The 18,775-nt window shown below is 63.3% G+C and carries 22 protein-coding genes; 12 read left to right on the top strand and 10 right to left on the bottom strand.

The genetic code is table 11. The features are described from left to right. Window positions 1-108: 108 nt before the first annotated feature. Window positions 109-534: an Hsp20 family protein gene (locus EOC83_RS27135; protein WP_013529591.1), complete on the top strand. Its 426-nt coding sequence runs from the start codon at window positions 109-111 to the stop codon at window positions 532-534. A 65-nt stretch (window positions 535-599) separates the two neighbouring features. After that, the gene (locus EOC83_RS27130) at window positions 600-854 is read left to right on the top strand and encodes a DUF1150 family protein (RefSeq protein WP_013529590.1); all 255 of its coding nucleotides are present in this window, start codon (window positions 600-602) and stop codon (window positions 852-854) included. Between the two features lie 92 nt (window positions 855-946). Here the strand turns inward: EOC83_RS27130 and ptsN are convergent, their stop codons facing one another. From ptsN to lptC, 6 genes are all read right to left on the bottom strand, one after another. Further along, window positions 947-1,411 carry a PTS IIA-like nitrogen regulatory protein PtsN gene (gene ptsN, locus EOC83_RS27125; RefSeq protein WP_013529589.1) on the bottom strand — a complete coding sequence of 155 codons (465 nt, stop codon included), beginning with the start codon at window positions 1,409-1,411 and terminating at the stop codon, window positions 947-949. Between the two features lie 121 nt (window positions 1,412-1,532). Further along, the gene (gene raiA / locus EOC83_RS27120) at window positions 1,533-2,117 is read right to left on the bottom strand and encodes a ribosome-associated translation inhibitor RaiA (protein WP_013529588.1); all 585 of its coding nucleotides are present in this window, start codon (window positions 2,115-2,117) and stop codon (window positions 1,533-1,535) included. A gap of 265 nt (window positions 2,118-2,382) precedes the next feature. Continuing rightward, window positions 2,383-3,909, bottom strand: coding sequence for an RNA polymerase factor sigma-54 (gene rpoN, locus EOC83_RS27115; RefSeq protein ID WP_063169007.1), 1,527 nt, complete (start codon window positions 3,907-3,909; stop codon window positions 2,383-2,385). Window positions 3,910-4,108: 199 nt separating this feature from the next. After that, on the bottom strand, window positions 4,109-4,927 hold the full coding sequence (gene lptB / locus EOC83_RS27110) for an LPS export ABC transporter ATP-binding protein (protein WP_013529586.1): 819 nt from the start codon (window positions 4,925-4,927) through the stop codon (window positions 4,109-4,111). After that, on the bottom strand, window positions 4,927-5,508 hold the full coding sequence (locus tag EOC83_RS27105; protein WP_013529585.1) for an LptA/OstA family protein: 582 nt from the start codon (window positions 5,506-5,508) through the stop codon (window positions 4,927-4,929). Before EOC83_RS27105 ends, lptB begins: the two co-directional genes overlap by 1 nt. Continuing rightward, window positions 5,495-6,208, bottom strand: a complete 714-nt coding sequence (gene lptC / locus EOC83_RS27100; protein ID WP_013529584.1) for an LPS export ABC transporter periplasmic protein LptC — start codon at window positions 6,206-6,208, stop codon at window positions 5,495-5,497. The genes EOC83_RS27105 and lptC overlap by 14 nt, the downstream gene beginning before the upstream one ends. Before the next feature lie 404 nt (window positions 6,209-6,612). Here lptC and sppA point away from each other — a divergent pair, with 404 nt between their 5' ends. The 4 genes from sppA (at window position 6,613) to EOC83_RS27080 (ending at window position 9,353) form a co-directional block, all read left to right on the top strand. Continuing rightward, on the top strand, window positions 6,613-7,569 hold the full coding sequence (sppA, locus tag EOC83_RS27095; protein WP_027161328.1) for a signal peptide peptidase SppA: 957 nt from the start codon (window positions 6,613-6,615) through the stop codon (window positions 7,567-7,569). A gap of 82 nt (window positions 7,570-7,651) precedes the next feature. Then, window positions 7,652-7,936 (top strand): integration host factor subunit beta, encoded by a 285-nt coding sequence (locus tag EOC83_RS27090; RefSeq protein WP_006200394.1) that lies wholly within the window; start codon window positions 7,652-7,654, stop codon window positions 7,934-7,936. 57 nt (window positions 7,937-7,993) lie between these two features. Then, window positions 7,994-8,350, top strand: coding sequence for a DUF1049 domain-containing protein (locus tag EOC83_RS27085; RefSeq protein WP_024502826.1), 357 nt, complete (start codon window positions 7,994-7,996; stop codon window positions 8,348-8,350). A 37-nt stretch (window positions 8,351-8,387) separates the two neighbouring features. Beyond that, complete coding sequence (locus tag EOC83_RS27080; protein WP_063169008.1) at window positions 8,388-9,353, top strand: ornithine cyclodeaminase family protein; 966 nt, start codon at window positions 8,388-8,390, stop codon at window positions 9,351-9,353. On the opposite strand, the gene EOC83_RS27075 is transcribed toward EOC83_RS27080, so the two are convergent. The 3 genes from EOC83_RS27075 to EOC83_RS27065 all read right to left on the bottom strand — a co-directional run bounded on the left by EOC83_RS27075 (window position 9,350) and on the right by EOC83_RS27065 (window position 10,943). Next, on the bottom strand, window positions 9,350-9,787 hold the full coding sequence (locus EOC83_RS27075; protein ID WP_063169009.1) for an EVE domain-containing protein: 438 nt from the start codon (window positions 9,785-9,787) through the stop codon (window positions 9,350-9,352). The genes EOC83_RS27080 and EOC83_RS27075 overlap by 4 nt on opposite strands. Beyond that, entirely contained in the window at window positions 9,784-10,179 is a 396-nt protein-coding gene (locus EOC83_RS27070; RefSeq protein WP_013529579.1) for a VOC family protein, read from the bottom strand. The genes EOC83_RS27075 and EOC83_RS27070 overlap by 4 nt, the downstream gene beginning before the upstream one ends. 71 nt (window positions 10,180-10,250) lie before the next feature. After that, window positions 10,251-10,943: a YafY family protein gene (locus EOC83_RS27065; RefSeq protein ID WP_063169010.1), complete on the bottom strand. Its 693-nt coding sequence runs from the start codon at window positions 10,941-10,943 to the stop codon at window positions 10,251-10,253. Between the two features lie 136 nt (window positions 10,944-11,079). Between EOC83_RS27065 and EOC83_RS27060 the strand changes: the two genes are divergently transcribed. From EOC83_RS27060 to EOC83_RS27035, 6 genes are all read left to right on the top strand, one after another. Continuing rightward, window positions 11,080-12,174: a class I SAM-dependent rRNA methyltransferase gene (locus tag EOC83_RS27060; RefSeq protein WP_063169011.1), complete on the top strand. Its 1,095-nt coding sequence runs from the start codon at window positions 11,080-11,082 to the stop codon at window positions 12,172-12,174. Continuing rightward, window positions 12,171-13,028 (top strand): RNA methyltransferase, encoded by an 858-nt coding sequence (locus tag EOC83_RS27055; protein ID WP_063169012.1) that lies wholly within the window; start codon window positions 12,171-12,173, stop codon window positions 13,026-13,028. Before EOC83_RS27060 ends, EOC83_RS27055 begins: the two co-directional genes overlap by 4 nt. Window positions 13,029-13,041: 13 nt before the next feature. Further along, window positions 13,042-13,530, top strand: a complete 489-nt coding sequence (gene lspA, locus EOC83_RS27050) for a signal peptidase II (RefSeq protein WP_063169013.1) — start codon at window positions 13,042-13,044, stop codon at window positions 13,528-13,530. Window positions 13,531-13,583: 53 nt separating this feature from the next. Beyond that, window positions 13,584-14,573: an MDR family oxidoreductase gene (locus tag EOC83_RS27045; RefSeq protein WP_024502831.1), complete on the top strand. Its 990-nt coding sequence runs from the start codon at window positions 13,584-13,586 to the stop codon at window positions 14,571-14,573. 141 nt (window positions 14,574-14,714) lie between these two features. Further along, the gene (locus EOC83_RS27040; RefSeq protein WP_027161326.1) at window positions 14,715-17,006 is read left to right on the top strand and encodes a PAS domain-containing hybrid sensor histidine kinase/response regulator; all 2,292 of its coding nucleotides are present in this window, start codon (window positions 14,715-14,717) and stop codon (window positions 17,004-17,006) included. Window positions 17,007-17,188: 182 nt separating this feature from the next. Next, window positions 17,189-18,064, top strand: a complete 876-nt coding sequence (locus EOC83_RS27035; RefSeq protein WP_023812526.1) for a GNAT family N-acetyltransferase — start codon at window positions 17,189-17,191, stop codon at window positions 18,062-18,064. Between the two features lie 64 nt (window positions 18,065-18,128). On the opposite strand, the gene EOC83_RS27030 is transcribed toward EOC83_RS27035, so the two are convergent. After that, a complete protein-coding gene (locus tag EOC83_RS27030) occupies window positions 18,129-18,761 on the bottom strand; it encodes a trimeric intracellular cation channel family protein (RefSeq protein ID WP_013529571.1) in 633 nt (210 codons plus the stop codon). Between the last annotated feature and the right edge of the window lie 14 nt (window positions 18,762-18,775).

Below are 18,775 nucleotides of genomic sequence, written 5' to 3'. Positions count from 1 at the left end.
TCTGTTGACGGCTTGAACTTGGTCGCGGGGCGGACCATATCAAGGCCATCGGGAAAAATGCCATCTGGGTTTTTCCACTTTATGTCGCTCTTGAGAGGACAGTGTAACATGAGCCGAATGACGCCCTTTTCCAGCCCGCTTCTGCTTGGTTTCGACGCCATGGAAAAGACCCTGGAACGCCTGGCGAAGTCCGGTGACAGCTACCCTCCCTACAACATCGAACGCCTCAGCGGCGCCGACGGCAAAACCGAAAGGTTGCGCATCACATTGGCGGTCGCCGGTTTCGCCGAAAGCGATCTCGATGTCACCACGGAGGAAAACCAGTTGGTCGTGCGCGGCCGTCAGACCGACGACACCGAGCGCGAATTTCTTCATCGCGGCATCGCCGCGCGCCAGTTCCAGCGCTGTTTCGTGCTGGCCGACGGCATGCGGGTGATCGCAGCGGAGTTGAAGAACGGCCTTTTGGCGATCGACCTCGATCGGCCGGAGTCCGAACGGCTGGTACGGAAAATAAACATATCGGTGAAAGACTGATCTTTACCGATGGCTCTCATGCGGGATGGCCTTGAGCGGCGTCCTCGCGCCAAGGAGGCTTTGAAATGACCAGAACTGAAACTATCACCATGACCAATGGCGAATTCGCTCATCTCGGCGAGGGCTCGGTCGCTTATCTCAGAAAGGTCTCGAGCGACGAATTGCTCGGCCGTTTCCCCAATCTCGGCGAAATCGCTCCCGGCATGGAACTGTGGGCGCTGTTTGCAGCCAATGGCCAGCCGATCCTGCTTTCCGACGCGCGTGACCGCGCACTGGCCGGTGCCATGGAAAACGACCTGACCACGGTCGCCATCCACTAAGACCCAGCGCGCCGCCCTGTTAGGCGCGACCAGCAGGCTCAAACGCATAGGGCCGCCCGTGGCGGCCCTTGAAGTTCGTCTCACCAGAAAAATCAGGCCGCGTGCGAGGCCTGGGTGTCCGATAAAAGCGCGTGGATAGCCGCGGCGTCGCGCGTACCCCTGATCTTGGCCACCGTGTCGGCGTCACGCAGCACTCGCGCGATGCGCGACAGTGCCTTGAGGTGATCGGCACCCGCCCCTTCCGGCGCCAGCAGCAGAAACACCAGATCGACGGGCTGATCGTCCAGCGATTCGAAATCGACAGGCGTCTCCAGCCGGGCGAAAACACCTGCGATGCGCTTCACGCCGGCCAGCTTGCCGTGCGGGATGGCGATGCCGTTGCCGACGCCGGTCGAACCCAGCCGCTCACGCTGCAGGATGGTGTCGAACACCTCCCGCTCCGGAATGCCGGAAATCGCCGCCGCCCGTTCGGACAGCAATTGCAGCAGCTGCTTCTTGGAGTTCGCCTTCAACGCCGGCAATATCGCCGGAACGTTGATAAGATCGCTCAGATCCATGCTTGAAAATCCCTTGTTCGCCTGCCGTCACCAGTCCTCACCCCTCGTGCGGCCGGCTCTTATCCCAGTGCGACCTCGTCGTCACCGTGCGACCCTTGTCGTCACCGTGCGACCGTTGTCGTCACGCTTGTGCGACCTTGGTCGTCGACGGGTCGATCCAACCGATATTTCCATCGGGTCGGCGATAGACGATGTTGAGATGGTCGGTTCCCGCGTTGCGGAAGACGAAGACCGGGCTGTCCTTGGTGTCGAGCTCGATGACCGCCGACGCCACCGACATGGTCTTCAGCGTCATGGTTGATTCGGCGACGATGGCCGGCGCGAAATTCTCCGGAATGTCCTCGTCGTCATCGGCAAGCGGCGCCATCACCGTGTAGGCTATGTCGGTCGGTTGGCCGTTGGCGGCGCCCGAATTGTGCGATTTCAGCCGGCGCTTGTAGCGCCTCAGGCGGGTTTCCAGACGGTCCGCCGCCGCCTCGAAGGCAAGCGTCGGATCCTGGGCATCGCCGGTGGCCTGCAGCGAAGCGCCGGAATCCAGCCGGATCATGCAATCCGCCGAATAGCGCGAACCCGATTTGATGACCGTGACATGTCCGGCAAAGCCGCGATCGAAATATTTGCCGATCGCTTCGCCGACACGATCGTTGATGCGTGTCCGAAACGCATCGCCGATGTCCATGTGTTTTCCCGATATGCGCAGATTCATCTGAAAACTGACCTTCCTTGCTCAGGCTTCAAACTGGCCCGAGTTTATACTCGTGATCCGTGCGCACAAGCTTTGCGGCGTCACTTGCGCCGATTTTAAATCCAGACTTTCCGGTTGATCACAAGCCGCCCTTTGACCGTCCCGAGGCCAACGTCGTGACGGACCATCCGCATGCGGGCATCTAGCCCGTCTCATGCGGGCGGGCTTCTAGCCAGTTCACCGCGGCTTGTCAATGAAGTGCTGGCTTGTGGAAAATCGACCCGCCTCAGCGCCCGGCGCTGGCCATCGCACGTTTCTCGCGCCGGCGCTGCACCGAGGAGGGGATATTCATGCCTTCCCGGTACTTGGCGACCGTACGCCTTGCAATGTCGACGCCACTTTCGCGCAACATGTCGACGATTGCATCGTCGGAAAGCACGTCGACGGGCTTCTCCTCGTCGATCAACTGCTTGATGCGGTCACGCACGGCTTCCGAGGAGTGCGCATCGCCGCCGCCCGATGCGGCGATCGAGGCGGTGAAGAAGTAGCGAAGCTCGAACACGCCGCGCGGCGTCAGCATGTATTTATTGGCTGTGACCCGGCTGACGGTCGATTCGTGCATGCCGATGGCGTCGGCCACAGTGCGCAGATTGAGCGGCTTCAGCTGCCGCACGCCATGGACGAGGAAGGCGTCCTGCTGGCGAACGATTTCCGAGGCGACCTTGAGGATGGTCTTTGCCCGCTGGTCGAGGCTGCGCGTCAGCCAGTTGGCGTTCTGCAGGCATTCGGCCAGAAAATCCCTTTCCGCCTGGTTCTTGGCCTGCGGAGAGACCTGGGCGAAATAGATATGGTCGACCAACACCCGCGGCAGCGTTTCGGCATTGAGTTCGACCGTCCAGCTGCCGTCATTGGCCGCGCGCACCTCCACATCGGCGACGATCGCGTCGCTGGCGCCGCCCGAAAACGCCATGCCCGGCCGGGGATCGAGCGCCCGGATTTCGGCCAGCATGTCGAGCAGATCCTCCTCGTCGACACCGCAGATCCGTTTCAATGCGTGAAAATCGCGCCGTGCCAGGAGTTCGAGATTGGCGACCAGCGCCTTCATCGCCGGATCGAGCCGGCTCCGCACGGCAAGCTGCAGCGACAGGCATTCGGCCAGGTCGCGGGCAAACAGGCCGGCCGGCTCGAAGGTCTGACACACCGCCAGCACCTTCGCCACGGCGGCGGCATCCGCACCGAGACGAGCGGCGATCTCGGCCAGATCGGCACGCAGATAGCCGGTCTCGTCAAGGCCGTCGGCGAGGTCGGCGGCGATCAGACGTGCAGCCGGATCGGCGAAGGCTAGCGCTACCTGTTCACCGACATGGTCGCGCAGCGTGATCGCAGCAGTCGCCATGTCGCCGGCGTCAAACCACTCGGATGAGGAACCCGCGCCATTGCCGGAAGCCGATTTCCATTGCGCCGTCAGGTCGGGACCGAGCCGCTCGCTGGTGCCCGGGTCGTCGGGAAACAGGTTTTCCAGCGACGTGTCGAGCTTGTCCGAGATCGCCTCCGCGCTCCACTGCGTCTCGTTTTCGAACCAGTCGCCTTCGCGGGCGGCTTGCGGCTCCGCCTCGATCTTCTGCGCCTGGTCGCTGGCGGCATCGTCCTGCGGCTCGGCGCGCTCCAGCAGCGGATTGCGCTCGATTTCCTCGTCGATGAAATGCTCGAGTTCGACATGGGTGAACTGCAGCAGCCGAATCGACTGCATCAGTTGCGGCGTCATCACCAGCGACTGCGATTGTCGTAGCTGTAGTTTGGCCGCCAACGCCATGGTTCGGTTTCAAACGCCTCGTCTACGCATCCGGACTTCCGGAAAGGAATTTTGCAGCCGGCCATAGAAACTGGCCCGGCTTTTGCTTGTCAAGGCAATTGGTAGCAAAACTCGCTTACCGGAGCGTTATCTCGGAGCAAAATCGAGGAAAAAGCGCCGCGCGAACCGCAAAAATCGTGTCAGGAAACAAATTTCACGCTCAGAGGGTGAAACCCTCGCCGAGGTAAAGTCGCCGCACATCCGGGTTTGCCACCACTTCGTCGGCCCTTCCATGGGTCAGCACCTGGCCGGCATGGATGATGTAGGCGCGGTCGATGAGGCCGAGCGTTTCGCGCACATTGTGATCGGTGATGAGGACGCCGATGCCGCGCGCCGTGAGGTGGCGCACCAGTTGTTGAATATCCGCGACGGCGATCGGATCGATGCCGGCGAAAGGCTCGTCGAGCAGCATGTAGGCCGGACGCGTCGCCAGCGCTCGCGCGATTTCCAAGCGTCGCCGCTCGCCGCCCGAAAGCGACATGGATGGCGCCTTGCGCAGATGGCTGATGTGGAATTCCTCGAGCAGTTCGTCGAGATTGCGCTCGCGCACCTTGCGGTCCTTTTCGACCACTTCCAGCACGGCGCGGATATTCTGCTCGACATTGAGGCCGCGGAAGATCGATGCTTCCTGCGGCAGATAGCCGATGCCGAGGCGTGCACGACGGTACATCGGCATCGACGTGACATCGAAGCCGTCGATCTCGATCGTGCCTTCATCCACCGGCACCAGGCCGGTAACCATATAGAAACAGGTCGTTTTGCCGGCGCCGTTGGGGCCGAGCAGTCCAACTGCCTCTCCGGCGCGCACGCCGATGGTGACGCCGCTGACGACCTTGCGGCCCTTGTAGCTCTTGGTCAGCCCCTTGGCGATCAGGGTTCCCTTGAACTTTCCCGCATCGACGGTCACCGTGGCCGGCGCCGAAAGCTTGCCGGCGGCCCGTCCCGGAAGACGCGCCGTCAGCGACGACAGGCTGGCCATCAGGGGTTCGTCGCTCCCGATTTCGGCGGCGGCGTGATCGACATCTGGACACGTTGCCCAGCGCATGGATCCACCTGAGCCAGCCCGCTTTTCATCTGCACGGTAAGTTTGCAGCCCACCAGAACGTTGTCGTTTTGCGACAGAACGACCTTTTTGCCCGAAAGCACCAGCACCTGGCTCTTCATATCGAAGCTGCCTTGATCGCCGGTCGCGATCTGCGCATCCGACTTGATATAGACCTTGTCGGAGATCTCCAGGTGGTCGATGTTGGCCGAGCCCGTCATCGCCGCACCCGCGGCCTCCGTGCCCTTGGCAGCGGCGTTGGGGTCCTTGACGTAGTAGACCGTCATCTTGCCGGCCTTCATCAATGTCGGCCCCTGGACGACGCTGACATTGCCCGTGAAGATGGCGACACTGTCGGCCTGGCGGACTTCCAGCTTGTCGCTCTCGATCTGGATCGGCTTGTCGCCGGACAGTTTGAGGCCTGATTGACTGGTCGTCTGCGCCCATGACGGCACGAGTCCGAGCAGCAGCAACGCTGAAGTTGCAGCCGCGAGCCGCGTCGAACTACTGAGCCGCATTGGTTTCTCCGCTGTTTCCCTGTGCCGCCTTCAGGGCGGCGGAATCGATGTTGACGCGCACTTTGTTCTCGAAAACCAGAATCTTGCCATTGTCCTGGACCGACATCGTATCCGCCGTGATCCGCGACCCGCCACGGCTGACATCGACGGGATCTCCTGTCTTCATAGTGCCTTTGCCCATGTCGAGGAAGACCGATTTGAACTTGGCCTGCATGCCGTCGGTCGTGGTGATCGTCACGTCGCTGGTCAGGTTCATCGTATTGCCGTCGCGATCGTAGGTGCCGTGCGAGGCCTTGACCGCCGCCACATTGTCGGACGCGATCGGCACCTTGGCGTCGATGCCTTCCAGCTCGATGATACCTTGCGTGCTGACATCCTGAATGGCACGCAGCGCCGTCATCGAATAAGGCTGCTTCTGCTTGGTGAAACCGTTGAGCTTGGGATTGGCCATCACCAGCTTGCCGTTGGAAAAGGCAGTGCCTTCCGCCTGAATCTTCACCGAGACGGGTGCGGCGAGATAGGAATAGACCGGGAAAGCGACCGCTATCAGTGCTGCGGCCACCGGCACGGCAAATTTGAGAACGCGCACGCGGCGCGAATGACGCTGTGCACGGTCGAAAGCATCGCCGCGCGTCCGGCCGTCCGCCGGGGGAGCCAACACCGCCTCGGCGTCGGTCGGTTCAATCGGTCGCGCTAACATTCACTGCTTTCTTCTAACCCTGCCCGCCCTTGGGCACCGCCTATAGGTGGGACGCCGGCGCTTTCAAGCAAGCACAAGCCCACGAAAACTGCAAAAATGTGACAGCCGCCTTTGTACAGACGAAAACGAAGTCCGCACAACTGCGTGTTCTCCATAGCAGAAACAGACACGCGGCGTAAAATTTATCAGCCATCGGTCTCGTCGCCCGACCTGGTGGCGATTGCACGAATATGTGAGCAGACCGACGCCTGGAGAGGGCCCGACCCGGCCCCGTCGACTGCCGACGCGGATAGCCACCTCACGTCCAGGCGCCGACTTGTCTCGCCATGCGCAAAAGAGAACTGCTTCCAGATGGGAGGATCATGGTCTAAAAGCGTCTCCTCCCGCCGACTGAAAGGCTGACCATGGCACTGAGAGCCGACGACCTGATCGACCGCCGCCGTTTGCGGCGCAAGCTGACATTCTGGCGCGTCGTCGCCATAGGCATCATAGCCCTTGGGGTGATTGCGCTTTCAACCTGGTTCTATGGCGACGATTTCGGCGGCTCGACGGTCGACCATATTGCCAAGGTCAAGATCGAAGGCACGATCACCGAGGACGAGGAACTGATCAAGCGGCTGGAAACCATCCGTCTTTCATCGAAGGTGAAAGGCGTGATCCTGTCGATCGATTCGCCTGGCGGCACCACCGTTGGCGGTGAATCGATCTATGAAGAAGTGCGCAAGCTGGCCGCCGACAAGCCGGTGGTGGCGGAAGTCGGCACGCTCGCCGCATCGGCGGGCTATATGATCGCCAGTGCCGCAGATCACATCGTTGCCCGCAAGACCTCGATCGTCGGCTCGATCGGCGTGCTGATCCAGTATCCCGACGTCAGCGGCCTGATGGACAAACTCGGCGTCAAGCTGGAGGAGGTGAAATCCTCGCCGCTGAAAGCCGCGCCCTCTCCCTTCAAGCCGACCAATGACGACGAGCGCGCCATGGTTCGCAAGCTCATCCTCGACAGTTACAACTGGTTCGTCGACATCGTCGCCGAACGCCGCAAGATGAGCCGCGAACAAGCGCTGGTGCTTGCCGACGGCTCGATATTCACCGGTCGCCAGGGCGTTGCCAACGGGCTGATCGACGCCGTCGGTGGCGAGACCGTGGCGGTCGACTGGCTGGCGACCAAGGGCGTCGATGCCAAGCTCAAGGTCGTCGAGTGGAAGGATACCGAACGGCGCAGCGGCTTCCTGTTCTCGAAAGCGATGGCGCAAACGATCGGCAGTGCGCTCGGCCTGCCCGCCTACAGCAGCGACGTCATCCATGAACTCGGAGCCGACCGCTTGTTTCTTGACGGTCTCGTTTCCGTCTGGCACCCTTGAGAAGCCGTTTGGGGCAAGTGAAAAAAGCAAATAAAATCATCCTCATAATTTTGACCGCACTGCTTTCACGGGGACCCGTCTCATGATCAAGTCCGAACTTGTGCAGATTATTGCCACGCGCAATCCGCATCTTTTCCTGCGCGACGTCGAAAACATCGTCGGCGCGATCTTTGATGAAATCACCGACGCCCTTGCCGAAGGCAACCGGGTCGAGTTGCGTGGCTTCGGCGCTTTTTCGGTGAAAAATCGTCCCGCGCGCACCGGACGCAATCCGCGCACCGGCGAATCCGTCGAGGTCGAGGAGAAATGGGTGCCGTTCTTCAAGACCGGCAAGGAACTGCGTGAAAGGCTGAACGGCGGCAAGTAGGCGCGACGTCAGCGCCTGACGGCCTTTCGGACAGGCCAGCTTCCGACGGAAAACATCATGTTCAATCGCTTCATCCTCATCGCGATCTTCGTGCCCCTGGCGATCATCCTGATCGCACTCGCTGTCGCCAACCGCGAACTGGTCGCCTTCACGCTGGACCCGTTCAACCCCGGCAATCCGAAGCTGACCCTGACTTTGCCGCTGTTCATCTTCCTGTTCCTGGCGCTCGCCATCGGCATGATCGTCGGCAGTCTGGCTACGTGGGTCAAACAGGGTCGCTATCGCAAGCTGGCGCGCCAGCGCGGCGTCGAAGCCGAGAACCTGCGCCAGGCGGTCAGCCGTGCGCCGGCGGTATCACAAAGCCAGGCACCGGGGTCCGCCCAAGGGGCAGCATTGCCGAAGCCGACCGCTTGAGCCGCCAATCGGCGGTTTTGTCCTCACGGAGTTTTTCATGCTGACCATTTCGGCCGCAGAGGTCGACCATGCGCTGACCTTTCCCGGACTGGTCGAGACGCTGCGCATGGCGTTTCGCGACGGTGCGGTGCAGCCGGTCAGGCATCATCATACGATCGAGCGGCCCGATGGTGCCGCCTCCACACTGCTTTTGATGCCGGCCTGGACCGATCTCAACGCGGCCGGCACGTCGGCCGGCGGTCACGTCGGCGTCAAGATCGTCACCGTGTCGCCCGACAACAATGCCATCGGCAAGCCCGCGGTGATGGGGCTCTATCTTCTGCTCAACGGCGCCACCGGCGAACCCGAGGCCCTGATCGACGGCCAGCGGCTGACACAATGGCGCACCGCCTGTGCTTCGGCGCTTGCGGCCTCCTATCTCGCCCGCGACGATGCCTCGCGGCTGCTTGTGGTCGGCGCCGGCGCGCTGTCGCCCTTCCTCGCCAAGGCGCACTCGGCCGTGCGGCCCATCAAGACCATCCGCATCTGGAACCGCACCCCGGCCAATGCCGAGAAAGTCGCGGCCGATCTGTGCGCCCAGGGCTTCGCGGCCAGTGCGGCAAGCGATCTCGATACGGAGCTTGGGCAGGCCGACATCGTCTCCTCGGCGACGATCACGACCACGCCGTTGATCAAGGGCGCATTGTTGCGGCCGGGAACCCATGTCGACCTGGTCGGCGGCTTTACGCCGACGATGCGCGAGAGCGATGACGATGCGATCAGGCTTGCCCGCGTCTATGTCGACACCCGCGCCGGCGCCACCAAGGAAGCCGGCGACATCGTCCAACCGCTGGCCTCCGGCGTGCTGAAACCGGAAGCCATCGTCGCCGATCTGCACGAATTGGCGCGCGGCCGGAAGAAGGGCCGCGAGAGCGCCGGTGAGATCACGCTGTTCAAGTCGGTCGGAGCGGCACTCGAGGATCTTGCCGCCGGCATTGCCGTCTACAAGGCGCTCACGGCCTAGTTTACCGTTGCACCCATTTCGGCGCCCATCGCCTCGGCGATCACACGAAAATCGTGATCCCCGATTTCAAAAAGGCCAAAGCGAAGCTGATAACCCCAGTTCGACTTGGCCGCGGTGAAGTCCAGCCTGTCGAGCAGCGGCTTGATCGGCGCTTCCTCGGCCTTGGCCCATGCCACATCGCGGCGGAACGGCGTGAAGCCGGCGCCCATATCGCCCTGATAAGGCTCGCCTTCCCGCACGATGCCTATCGCCGTGAAAGCCTGCAGGCCGTCTTTGTCGCCCAAAACAGTGGTCGGCGAATAGTAGACGACGCCATCACCCGGCTTGACGCGACGCAGCGGTGCCGCCTTGCCGTGGTTGACCTGCATGAAGCCGGCTGTGCGACCACGCCGGACATGCTCGGCCGACGCCACCGCTATCCAATACGCGCTCATTTCTGTTCCCCATTGGCCTGTTCCCCGTCGGACAGCCAGTAGACGCGCAGGCGATGATTATCGGGATCGAGCGCGACAAAAGTACGACCGAAATCCATGTCGGTCGGCGTCTGCAGGATCTTCAGCCCGCGCCCGGACCAGTCGGCATGGGCGGCATCGACCGCATCGGGCGTATCCAGCGCAAACACGATTTCGGCGCCACCGCCTGACGTGGCGGCTGCCGGCTCCACCGTATGGCGCGACCACAGGCCGAGCTTGAAGCCGGCATCGAGCACGAACAGCACGAAGGTCGGCGAACTTTCGACCGGCTCACGACCGAGCAGCGCGCTGTAGAAGGCACCGCTCTGCTGCGGCTGGTCGACATAGAGGATGACGAAATTCGGGGTGGCCATATCTGCTCTCCAAGGTTCGGTGTTTCGACTTGACGAACATACGATAGGCTACTGTCAGAATATGGCAGCAGTCATCGCGAACCACGCGGCTTGTCGAGCGTCGTTCGCCATTCCTTGAGCAGCGCCTGGCGACGACGCGGATAGCGCGTGTCCATTGCTTGGAGTTCGGCGATGCGATCGGCGCGAAAATGCCGGAAATCCTGCCGCATCTCGCACCACGCCACCACCACCCGCACCTTGTCGAAGAAGCCCAGCGCAAATGGCCAGACGACGCGCTGGGACACGGCCCCGCCGGCATCGCGGTAGAGAAAGCCGAGCTTGCGCTCGTTGCGGATGGCCTGCCGCACCAGACCAAGATCGATGCCCTCGGTGGCCGCGGCAGGAGGCCCGACCAGCAGTGTGCTCGCGTCAAGATCCTCGCGCAGATCGTCGGGCAGCACGGCTGCGATCTTGGCCAACGCGTTGGCGGCGGCGGCCGAGAGACGCTGGTCCGGCTGCCTGGCGACCCAGCGCGAGCCGAGCACAATGGCTTCGATCTCCTCGTCGCTGAACATCAGCGGCGGCAGCATGAAGCCGGGCTTGAGCACATAACCCAACCCCGCCTCACCTTCGATCGGCGCGCCCTGGCCCTGCAGCGTGGCGATGTCGCGGTAGAGCGTGCGGATCGAAACGCCCGTCTCGTCGGCAAGCATGTGCCCGCTCACCGGCCGGCGATGCCGGCGCAAGCACTGTATGAGGTCGAGCAGGCGTTCGGAGCGGGACATCGAGCAGATTTGCCTGTTTCTTTGACATTGGTCCATCGCCGGCAGACATAAACCGGAGAGGCCGACCTGTCGGACTTGGTTGCGAAGCCGGTTGCCCTATGTCAAAAGCGGCCACGCCGTTCGGAGTTGCCCCCGCTTGAAGTCTTTTCGCGACAAACGCCGCGACAACCGTCCACATCCATCCGCCAAGAGTGCGGCGGACGTGTCACGCCCGCGTCCCGGCCAGGCTCCTGCCAGACCGGAAGCGCCACCGCGCGAGCGCCATGAGGCGAAGACGGAAAATCGTTCCGAACCGAACTCGGCGCCGCGCATCCTGGCCCGCCGCGAAGGCGCTCTGCCCGCCGAACATCTTCCCGTGATCCTGGAAGTGGCGCCCAATGCCGATTATGCGCTGCTCGACAGCGGCACCGGCCAGAAGCTCGAACAATATGGCCCCTACCGGATCGTGCGGCCAGAGGGTCAGGCGATCTGGCAAAAGGCATTGCCGGCAAAGGAATGGGAGCGCGCCGACGCCGTCTTCACCGGAGACACCGACGAGGAGGGGATCGGCCGCTGGCGTTTCCCGAAGCTGCCGCTCGGCGAGACCTGGCCGATGAAGCATGACGGCATCGACTATCTCGGCCGTTTCACCTCGTTTCGTCATGTCGGCGTCTTTCCCGAGCAGGCCTCCCACTGGGACCACATGGCCGGGCTGATCGCGGCGGCGAAGCGGCCGGTCAAGGTTCTGAACCTGTTCGGCTATACCGGTCTCGCTTCCTTGGTGGCGGCTCGCGCCGGTGCCGAGGTCACCCATGTCGATGCCTCGAAGAAGGCGATCGGCTGGGCCCGCGAAAACCAGGAGATGGCCGGCCTCGGCAGCAAGCCGATCCGCTGGATCGTCGACGACGCGGTGAAATTCGCCGAGCGCGAGGAGCGCCGCGGCAGCCGCTACGATATCATTCTGTTCGACCCGCCGGCCTATGGCCGTGGCCCCAAGGGCGAGGTCTGGCAATTGTTCGAGGACCTGCCGGATTTGACCGACCTCTGCCGGGCGATCCTGACGCCGAAGCCGCTCGCCGTGGTGCTGACCGCCTACTCGATCCGCGCCTCCTTCTTCGCCATCCACGCCCTGATGCGCGATACCTTTGCCGGTATGGGCGGCAAGGTTGAATCGGGTGAGCTGATCATCCGCGAAAAGTCCGCCGGCCGGGCGCTATCGACCTCATTGTTTTCGCGTTGGGTGGCTGAATGAACGAGCGGCATGCAGGCGCACCCGGCCAGGTGAAGGAGGTCACCAGCCTCGCCAATCCGCTGGTCAAGGACATCAAGGCGCTCGCTCAGAAGAAATTCCGCGACCAGCAGAACGCCTTCATGGCCGAGGGATTGAAGCTGGTCATCGATGCGCTCGATCTCGGCTGGCAGATCAGGACATTGGTTTTCGCCAAGGCCGGGCGCGGCAACGCTGCCGTGGAGAAGGTGGCCGCACGCACGGTTGCGGCAGGCGGCATGGTGCTCGAAGTGTCGGAGAAGGTGCTGGTCGCCATCACCCGTCGCGACAACCCGCAAATGGTGGTCGGCGTCTTTTCGCAAAAATTCCTCGCCCTGAAAGATGTCCGCGCTGACAATGGCGACGTCTGGGTGGCGCTCGACCGGGTGCGCGACCCCGGCAATCTCGGCACCGTCATCCGCACCGTCGATGCCGTCGGCGCCAAAGGCGTCATCCTGGTCGGCGATACCACTGATCCATTCTCCGTGGAGACGGTGCGTGCCACCATGGGTTCGATCTTTGCCGTGCCGGTGGCGAAGGCGACAACCGAGGCTTTCCTCGCCTGGCGAGGCGGGTTTTCAGGCCTCGTCGCCGGAACCCACCTGAAAGGCGCCGTCGACTACCGCTCGGTCGATTTTTCCCGCGGGCCCGTGCTGCTGATGATGGGCAACGAGCAGCAGGGACTGCCCGAAAGCCTGGCTGCGAGTTGCGACAGGCTGCTCAGGATTCCGCAAGCGGGCCGTGCCGATTCGCTCAATCTGGCCGTTGCCACCGGCATCATGCTGTTCGAGATCCGGCGCGGCGCGCTGAAGCTCGAGTCAATCCTGGACCAGCAATGAAGGTTGCCTGCCCGTGAGATCATGGTCTCCCTACGCATTGCTCGTCGTCGCGGCCATCGCGCTCGACCAGTGGATAAAATACCTGGTCGAGGCCGATCTGCCTTTTCAGGAGAAGGTTGATCTGCTGCCCTTCCTGGCGCTGTTTCGCACCTACAATACCGGCATCGCCTTCTCGATGTTCTCGTCCTTCGGCGACACCGGGCTGATCGTCATTTCGCTCGCCGTCGTTGCCTTCGTGCTGTTCCTGGCGACGCGGATCGCGCCGTCCCAGATCCTTGCCCGCACCGGCTTTGCGCTGATCGTCGGCGGCGCGCTCGGCAATCTGATCGACCGCGCCGTCTACGGCCACGTCATCGACTACATCCTGTTCCACACGCCGGTCTGGTCCTTCGCCGTCTTCAACCTTGCCGACGCCTTCATTTCGGTTGGTGCGGCACTGGTCGTCTTCGACGAGCTGTTCGGCTGGCGGCGCGAACCCAAAGCCAGTCCTTCCAAGGATTGACCCCGTGCGGCCATCGCCGCACAGTTCATGTCGTCAAGATCGCGGAGAAAGACATGTCCGAAACCTTCAAAGCCATCCTCGTTTCGCGTGACGCCGAGAAAAAGCAGTCGGTCGCCGTGACCGATCTCACCGAGGCCGACCTGATGGAAGGCGATGTCACCGTCGCGGTCGAGGCAACGACGGTGAACTACAAGGATGGCTTGGCGATCACAGGCAAGGCGCCGGTGATCCGCCGCTGGCCGCTGGTGCCGGGCATCGATTTCGCCGGCACCGTCATTTCGTCCTCGCATCCCGACTGGCGCGCCGGAGACAAGGTCGTGCTGAATGGCTGGGGCGTCGGCGAAACCCATTTCGGTGCCTATGCAGGCCGTGCCCGCGTCAAGGGCGACTGGCTGGTGCCGCTGCCGCAAGGCATCAGCCCGCATGACGCGATGGCCGTCGGCACCGCAGGATATACCGCCATGCTCTGTGTCATGGCACTGGAGCGGCACGGCATCCTGCCCGATCGCGGCCCGGTGGTGGTGACGGGGGCAGCCGGCGGCGTCGGCTCGGTCGCGGTCTCCATCCTGTCCAGCCTCGGCTACCATGTCATTGCTTCCACCGGCCGCAATGCCGAAAGCCCCTTTCTGATGGACCTTGGCGCCGCCGAGGTGATCTCGCGCGAGGAGCTTGCCCAGCCGGCCAAGCCGCTGGCCAAGGAGCGCTGGGCCGGCGGTATTGACGCTGTCGGCAGCCACACGCTGGCCAATGTGCTCTCGATGACCTCCTATGGCGGCGCGGTCGCCGCCTGCGGCCTGGCCGGCGGCATGGACCTGCCGGCCAGCGTCGCGCCCTTCATCCTGCGCGGTGTCTCATTGCTCGGCATCGATTCAGTGATGGCGCCGAAAGCAGTCCGCCTCGAGGCATGGCGCCGCATCGGCACCGACCTCGATCTGCAGAAGCTCGCCAGCCTGTCCAGCACCATCGGGTTCGACGGCATCGTCGATGCCGCGCGCGATATCGTCGAGGGCAAGATCCGCGGCCGCGTCGTCGTGGATATGTGACTCCGCCCAACTGCCGGAAGGGCGGATGCAATCGCCAGATCTGGTGGCAAACCCGCCGCGCCTCGGCAAAAAGCGCTCATCCGCTAAAATTGGAACGATCCGCCGCAATTTTCCATAAGCTCTGTCTGGCAAGAATTTCGCATGATCGCGCAATCCGGCAGCCAACAGGCGGACACTGGCGACGATGTCGATGCGGTGCTCCCGCCGGCGTCGACGCGGCGCTTCGTCGCCGCGCCGCCGCTGGTGCCCGAGCCGGAATTCTCCAGGCGCGAAGGCCTGTCCTTTCTGACATTCGTCGCCATCGTGGTGATGGCCGGGCTGGCGCACCTGACCGGGGCACCGATGTTCATCAGCGTTGCATTGCTCGCAACCGGCCTAGCCGGCCTTGCCATGCATCTGCGCGCCAGGCGGAGCGAACATCGCACCGCCGCCCTTCTTGACGAAACCACGGCCCGCAGCCGCGCCGAGATCGAGACGCTGGCCGACCGCATGTGGGAGATGCAGGAGAGCGATGAGCGCTTTCGTGGCCTGATCGACGCGCTTGGAGATCTCGTCATCCATCGCGACCGCGACGGCTACATCGTCTATGCCAACAAGGTCTTCGCCGATCTCGTCGAGATCGACCAGCGCGATCTTGCCGGCAAGACCCTGGCGGAACTCGGCATCGAGGTCGGCATGGTTCCCGATGCCGCCTTTTCCGACCATGAGTGCCTGAGTTCCACCGATGTCTCTATCAGCACGCCGAGCGGGCAGCGCTGGTTCTCCTGGATCGAACTGTCGGTGCGCGACAAGGACAGTGGCGCGGTTTCGCACCGCGCCATCGCCCGCGACATCACCGCCCGCAAACGCGCCGAGTCCTCGCTGATCACCGCACGCGAACGGGCCGAATATGCCAGCCAGGCCAAATCGCGTTTCCTCGCCACCGTCAGCCATGAAATCCGCACCCCGATGAACGGCATCATGGGCATGGCCAGGTTGCTCGCCGACACCAGCCTGTCGCCGGAGCAGCAGACCTATGTCGGCGCCGTCTCGACCTCAGCCAGCGCATTGCTTGCCCTGATCGAGGATCTTCTCGACTATTCCAAGATCGAAGCCGGGCGTTTCGACCCGGAGCCGCAGCCGATGTCGGTGCGCGAGATCGCCGACAACATCATCGAATTGCTGGCGGCGCGCGCCTTCGCCAAGGATATCGGGCTGGGTTGTCATGTCGAACCCGACGTGCCGCAATTGATCACCGCCGATCCAGGCAAGGTCAGGCAGGTGCTTCTCAACCTCATCGGCAACGCCATCAAGTTCACCGACAGCGGCGGCGTGCTGGTGAGCATTGCACGCGCACGCACCGAAACCAGCGACCGCATATGCTTTACCATCGCCGATACCGGTCCGGGCCTGCATGATGCCGACCTGGAGCGCATTTTCGAGGAGTTCGAGCAGGCCGACGGCACGTCGACACGCACACATGGCGGGGCCGGCCTCGGCCTTGCCATCTCCAGGCGCCTGGTGGCCGCCATGGGTGGCACGATCTCGGTATCCAGCCGGCTCGGCCAGGGATCCGAGTTCGTCTTCGAAGTCCCTGCGACAGCGGCCACCGAAGCGCCGCAGGGCCGCCAGAATGCTCTCTCGGGCAGACGCGTGGTGATCCTGTCGAAGAACGCCGTCGAGGCCGACGCCATCGCCCGCACCATCCGTGCCAACGGTGGCGCGGTCGACATCGCCACCACCGCCGCACAGGCCGCGCCTTTCGCCGCCGGCTGCGACGCGATCCTGGTCGATGCAGCGATGGAGGAAGGCGACGGAAGGCTGCTCAAGCGCCTGCGCCAGAGCGGTTTCTCCGACTGTGAGGCGATCACGCTGATCGCGCCGACAGATCGCGGCATGCTTGGCGAGTTCCGCGCCAGCGGCTACGCAACCTTCCTGGCCAGGCCGGTGCGCGGCGGAACACTTTTGCGTGTACTGTTGAGCAGCCATGCTCCGAGCCTCGGCCCGCCGCAGCCGGAAAAGCGCGGCGCGCCGACACTGCGCGCCGTCGGCAACCGCCAGCGCGGCCTGTCGGTGCTGATCGCCGAGGACAATGACATCAATGCCATGCTGGCCCGCGCCACGCTGCTGAAGGCCGGGCATCGCGTCAGGGTGGTCGGCAACGGCAAGGCGGCCGTCGAGGCTGTCACCGGCGCCGCGCACAAGGACCGCTTCGACGTGGTCTTGATGGATCTGCACATGCCGGTCATGGACGGGCTGGACGCGATTGCCGCCATCCGCCGCCATGAGGAAGAAAGTGCCGTGCGGCCGGTGCCGATCATGGTGCTGTCGGCCGACAGCCAGGAAAAGACCCGCCATGCGGTGTTGGCCCATGGCGCCAGCGGCTTTGTCACCAAGCCGCTCGACCCCGAGGCGCTGGTCAATGCCGTCGAGGGCCAGGTCGTCGCGGCCTGAGCTTTCCACCGCCCGTTCCGCACCGGGCGATCACTTAAACGTAGCCGGTTGATCGTATTCGCCAGCCGACGAAGTATTGCCCACGACGTCGTATCACGGTACTGTCACAATCCTGTTGCACCTACACCGTATCCCCGTGCCAAGAGGGATGGCTCGAAGGAGAATCACTCGTGCATACAGTTATGCCGGAATGTGACACTCGGCCGAACGCCAGCAGCGCCTTGCTTGCCGGACGTAACGTCGATTCCGTCATAAAGGGCGCGGCACTGGGCCGTATAGGCAATCTTGAAGTGCGGCTCGCTCGCAACGAGGCCGAGATCGCGGCCGCGCAGGAAGTGCGCTACCGGGTGTTCTACGACGAACTTGGCGCCAGGAAGGACCTGTTCCAGGCCCATGACCGCCGTGACGCCGACCGGTTCGATCCACTCTGCGACCATCTGCTGGTTTTGGACACCACGCTTTCCGGTCCCGAACATCGCCGTATCGTCGGTACATATAGGCTGCTGCGGCAAGAAATCGCGGCCACGGCCGGCGGTTTCTATTCCGAAGGTGAATTCGAGCTGACCAAGCTCATTGCCCGTCACCCCGGCCAGCGTTTCCTGGAACTCGGCCGCTCCTGCGTCTTGCCGGAATACCGCTCGAAACGCACCATCGAGGCGTTGTGGCAAGGCATCTGGGCCTACATCAACCATTACGAAATCGGTGTGATGACCGGTTGCGCTTCTTTTCACGGCACCGTGCCGGCGGCGCATGCCGAGGCGCTCACCTACCTCGCCCACCACTGCCGCACAAATTCGGCCTGGGACGTGCGCGCGGTCTCCGGGCGCTACTGCTCGATGGACCTGATGCCGATCGAGGCGGTCAATGCCAAGGCGGCGATCGCCGCGATGCCGCCTCTGGTCAAGGGCTATCTGCGCGTCGGCGCCCGCATCGGCGACGGCTGCGTCATCGATCGCGAATTCTCGACGGTCGATGTGTTCGTCGTGATGCCGGTCAAGGAGATCGGCGCACGCTACGTCAACTATTATGGCGGGGAAGCCCAGCGCTTCGCTGCGTGAGGCTAGCGAATAGAAAGTAGCGGGAGCTATCTCGTTCAACCCCTATTCGCTATTCGCTTCCTTTTCACAAAATATCTTCCGGCCGCCTGCCGGGCCGGCTCTTGTAGGACGGAAACGACCAGCCGAATTTGAGCGCGCCGCCACGCACAAGGAACGCCGCAGCAAAACCGGCAAGGTCCGAGGCGAGCGGCGGCAGTCCGGCAAGATCGCCAAGCGTGTAAAGGCCGGCACCTGCAAGGGCCGCCGTGACATAGATTTCGGGCCTGAGCAGCACCGATGGCTCGCCGGCAAGAAGATCGCGCAGAATGCCGCCGAAAGTGGCGGTGAGCACGCCGGTGATGACGGAGACGACCGGCGAACCGGTAATCGCAAGCCCCTTGGCCGCGCCCATCACCGAAAAAGCGGCGAGCCCGATGGCGTCGAGCCAGAGCAGCCATTTCCAGCGCGATTCGACACGATGCGCGCTGAAGAAGACCAGCACCGCAACCGCGGCGCAGACCAGCACATAGCCGGAGTTGGCGACCCAGAAAACCGGCAGGTTGAGGATGACGTCGCGAAGCGTGCCGCCACCTATCCCGGTGACGCTGGCCAGGAACAGGAAGCCGATAATGTCGAGCTGCTTGCGCGAAGCCGCAAGCGCCCCCGTCGCCGCGAAGACGGCGACACCGGCATAGTCGAGAAGCGCGATGGGGTTCATGGCAGGCCAGGGGA

The sequence above is a fragment of the Mesorhizobium sp. Primo-A genome, assembly GCF_003997175.1.
In the GTDB taxonomy this organism is placed as follows: domain Bacteria; phylum Pseudomonadota; class Alphaproteobacteria; order Rhizobiales; family Rhizobiaceae; genus Mesorhizobium; species Mesorhizobium ciceri.
Note: the sequence above shows the minus strand (reverse complement) of the source record. Positions and strands in the feature narration are given on the sequence as shown.

What these genes read in the sequence shown, in the direction of transcription:
- EOC83_RS27135 (WP_013529591.1), top strand. Translation starts at nt 109, where the DNA reads ATGAGCCGAATGACGCCCTTTTCCAGCCCGCTTCTGCTTGGTTTCGAC.
- EOC83_RS27130 (WP_013529590.1), top strand. Translation starts at nt 600, where the DNA reads ATGACCAGAACTGAAACTATCACCATGACCAATGGCGAATTCGCTCAT.
- ptsN (WP_013529589.1), bottom strand. Translation starts at nt 1,411, where the DNA reads ATGGATCTGAGCGATCTTATCAACGTTCCGGCGATATTGCCGGCGTTG.
- raiA (WP_013529588.1), bottom strand. Translation starts at nt 2,117, where the DNA reads ATGAATCTGCGCATATCGGGAAAACACATGGACATCGGCGATGCGTTT.
- rpoN (WP_063169007.1), bottom strand. Translation starts at nt 3,909, where the DNA reads ATGGCGTTGGCGGCCAAACTACAGCTACGACAATCGCAGTCGCTGGTG.
- lptB (WP_013529586.1), bottom strand. Translation starts at nt 4,927, where the DNA reads ATGGCCAGCCTGTCGTCGCTGACGGCGCGTCTTCCGGGACGGGCCGCC.
- EOC83_RS27105 (WP_013529585.1), bottom strand. Translation starts at nt 5,508, where the DNA reads ATGCGGCTCAGTAGTTCGACGCGGCTCGCGGCTGCAACTTCAGCGTTG.
- lptC (WP_013529584.1), bottom strand. Translation starts at nt 6,208, where the DNA reads ATGTTAGCGCGACCGATTGAACCGACCGACGCCGAGGCGGTGTTGGCT.
- sppA (WP_027161328.1), top strand. Translation starts at nt 6,613, where the DNA reads ATGGCACTGAGAGCCGACGACCTGATCGACCGCCGCCGTTTGCGGCGC.
- EOC83_RS27090 (WP_006200394.1), top strand. Translation starts at nt 7,652, where the DNA reads ATGATCAAGTCCGAACTTGTGCAGATTATTGCCACGCGCAATCCGCAT.
- EOC83_RS27085 (WP_024502826.1), top strand. Translation starts at nt 7,994, where the DNA reads ATGTTCAATCGCTTCATCCTCATCGCGATCTTCGTGCCCCTGGCGATC.
- EOC83_RS27080 (WP_063169008.1), top strand. Translation starts at nt 8,388, where the DNA reads ATGCTGACCATTTCGGCCGCAGAGGTCGACCATGCGCTGACCTTTCCC.
- EOC83_RS27075 (WP_063169009.1), bottom strand. Translation starts at nt 9,787, where the DNA reads ATGAGCGCGTATTGGATAGCGGTGGCGTCGGCCGAGCATGTCCGGCGT.
- EOC83_RS27070 (WP_013529579.1), bottom strand. Translation starts at nt 10,179, where the DNA reads ATGGCCACCCCGAATTTCGTCATCCTCTATGTCGACCAGCCGCAGCAG.
- EOC83_RS27065 (WP_063169010.1), bottom strand. Translation starts at nt 10,943, where the DNA reads ATGTCCCGCTCCGAACGCCTGCTCGACCTCATACAGTGCTTGCGCCGG.
- EOC83_RS27055 (WP_063169012.1), top strand. Translation starts at nt 12,171, where the DNA reads ATGAACGAGCGGCATGCAGGCGCACCCGGCCAGGTGAAGGAGGTCACC.
- EOC83_RS27045 (WP_024502831.1), top strand. Translation starts at nt 13,584, where the DNA reads ATGTCCGAAACCTTCAAAGCCATCCTCGTTTCGCGTGACGCCGAGAAA.
- EOC83_RS27040 (WP_027161326.1), top strand. Translation starts at nt 14,715, where the DNA reads ATGATCGCGCAATCCGGCAGCCAACAGGCGGACACTGGCGACGATGTC.
- EOC83_RS27035 (WP_023812526.1), top strand. Translation starts at nt 17,189, where the DNA reads ATGCCGGAATGTGACACTCGGCCGAACGCCAGCAGCGCCTTGCTTGCC.
- EOC83_RS27030 (WP_013529571.1), bottom strand. Translation starts at nt 18,761, where the DNA reads ATGAACCCCATCGCGCTTCTCGACTATGCCGGTGTCGCCGTCTTCGCG.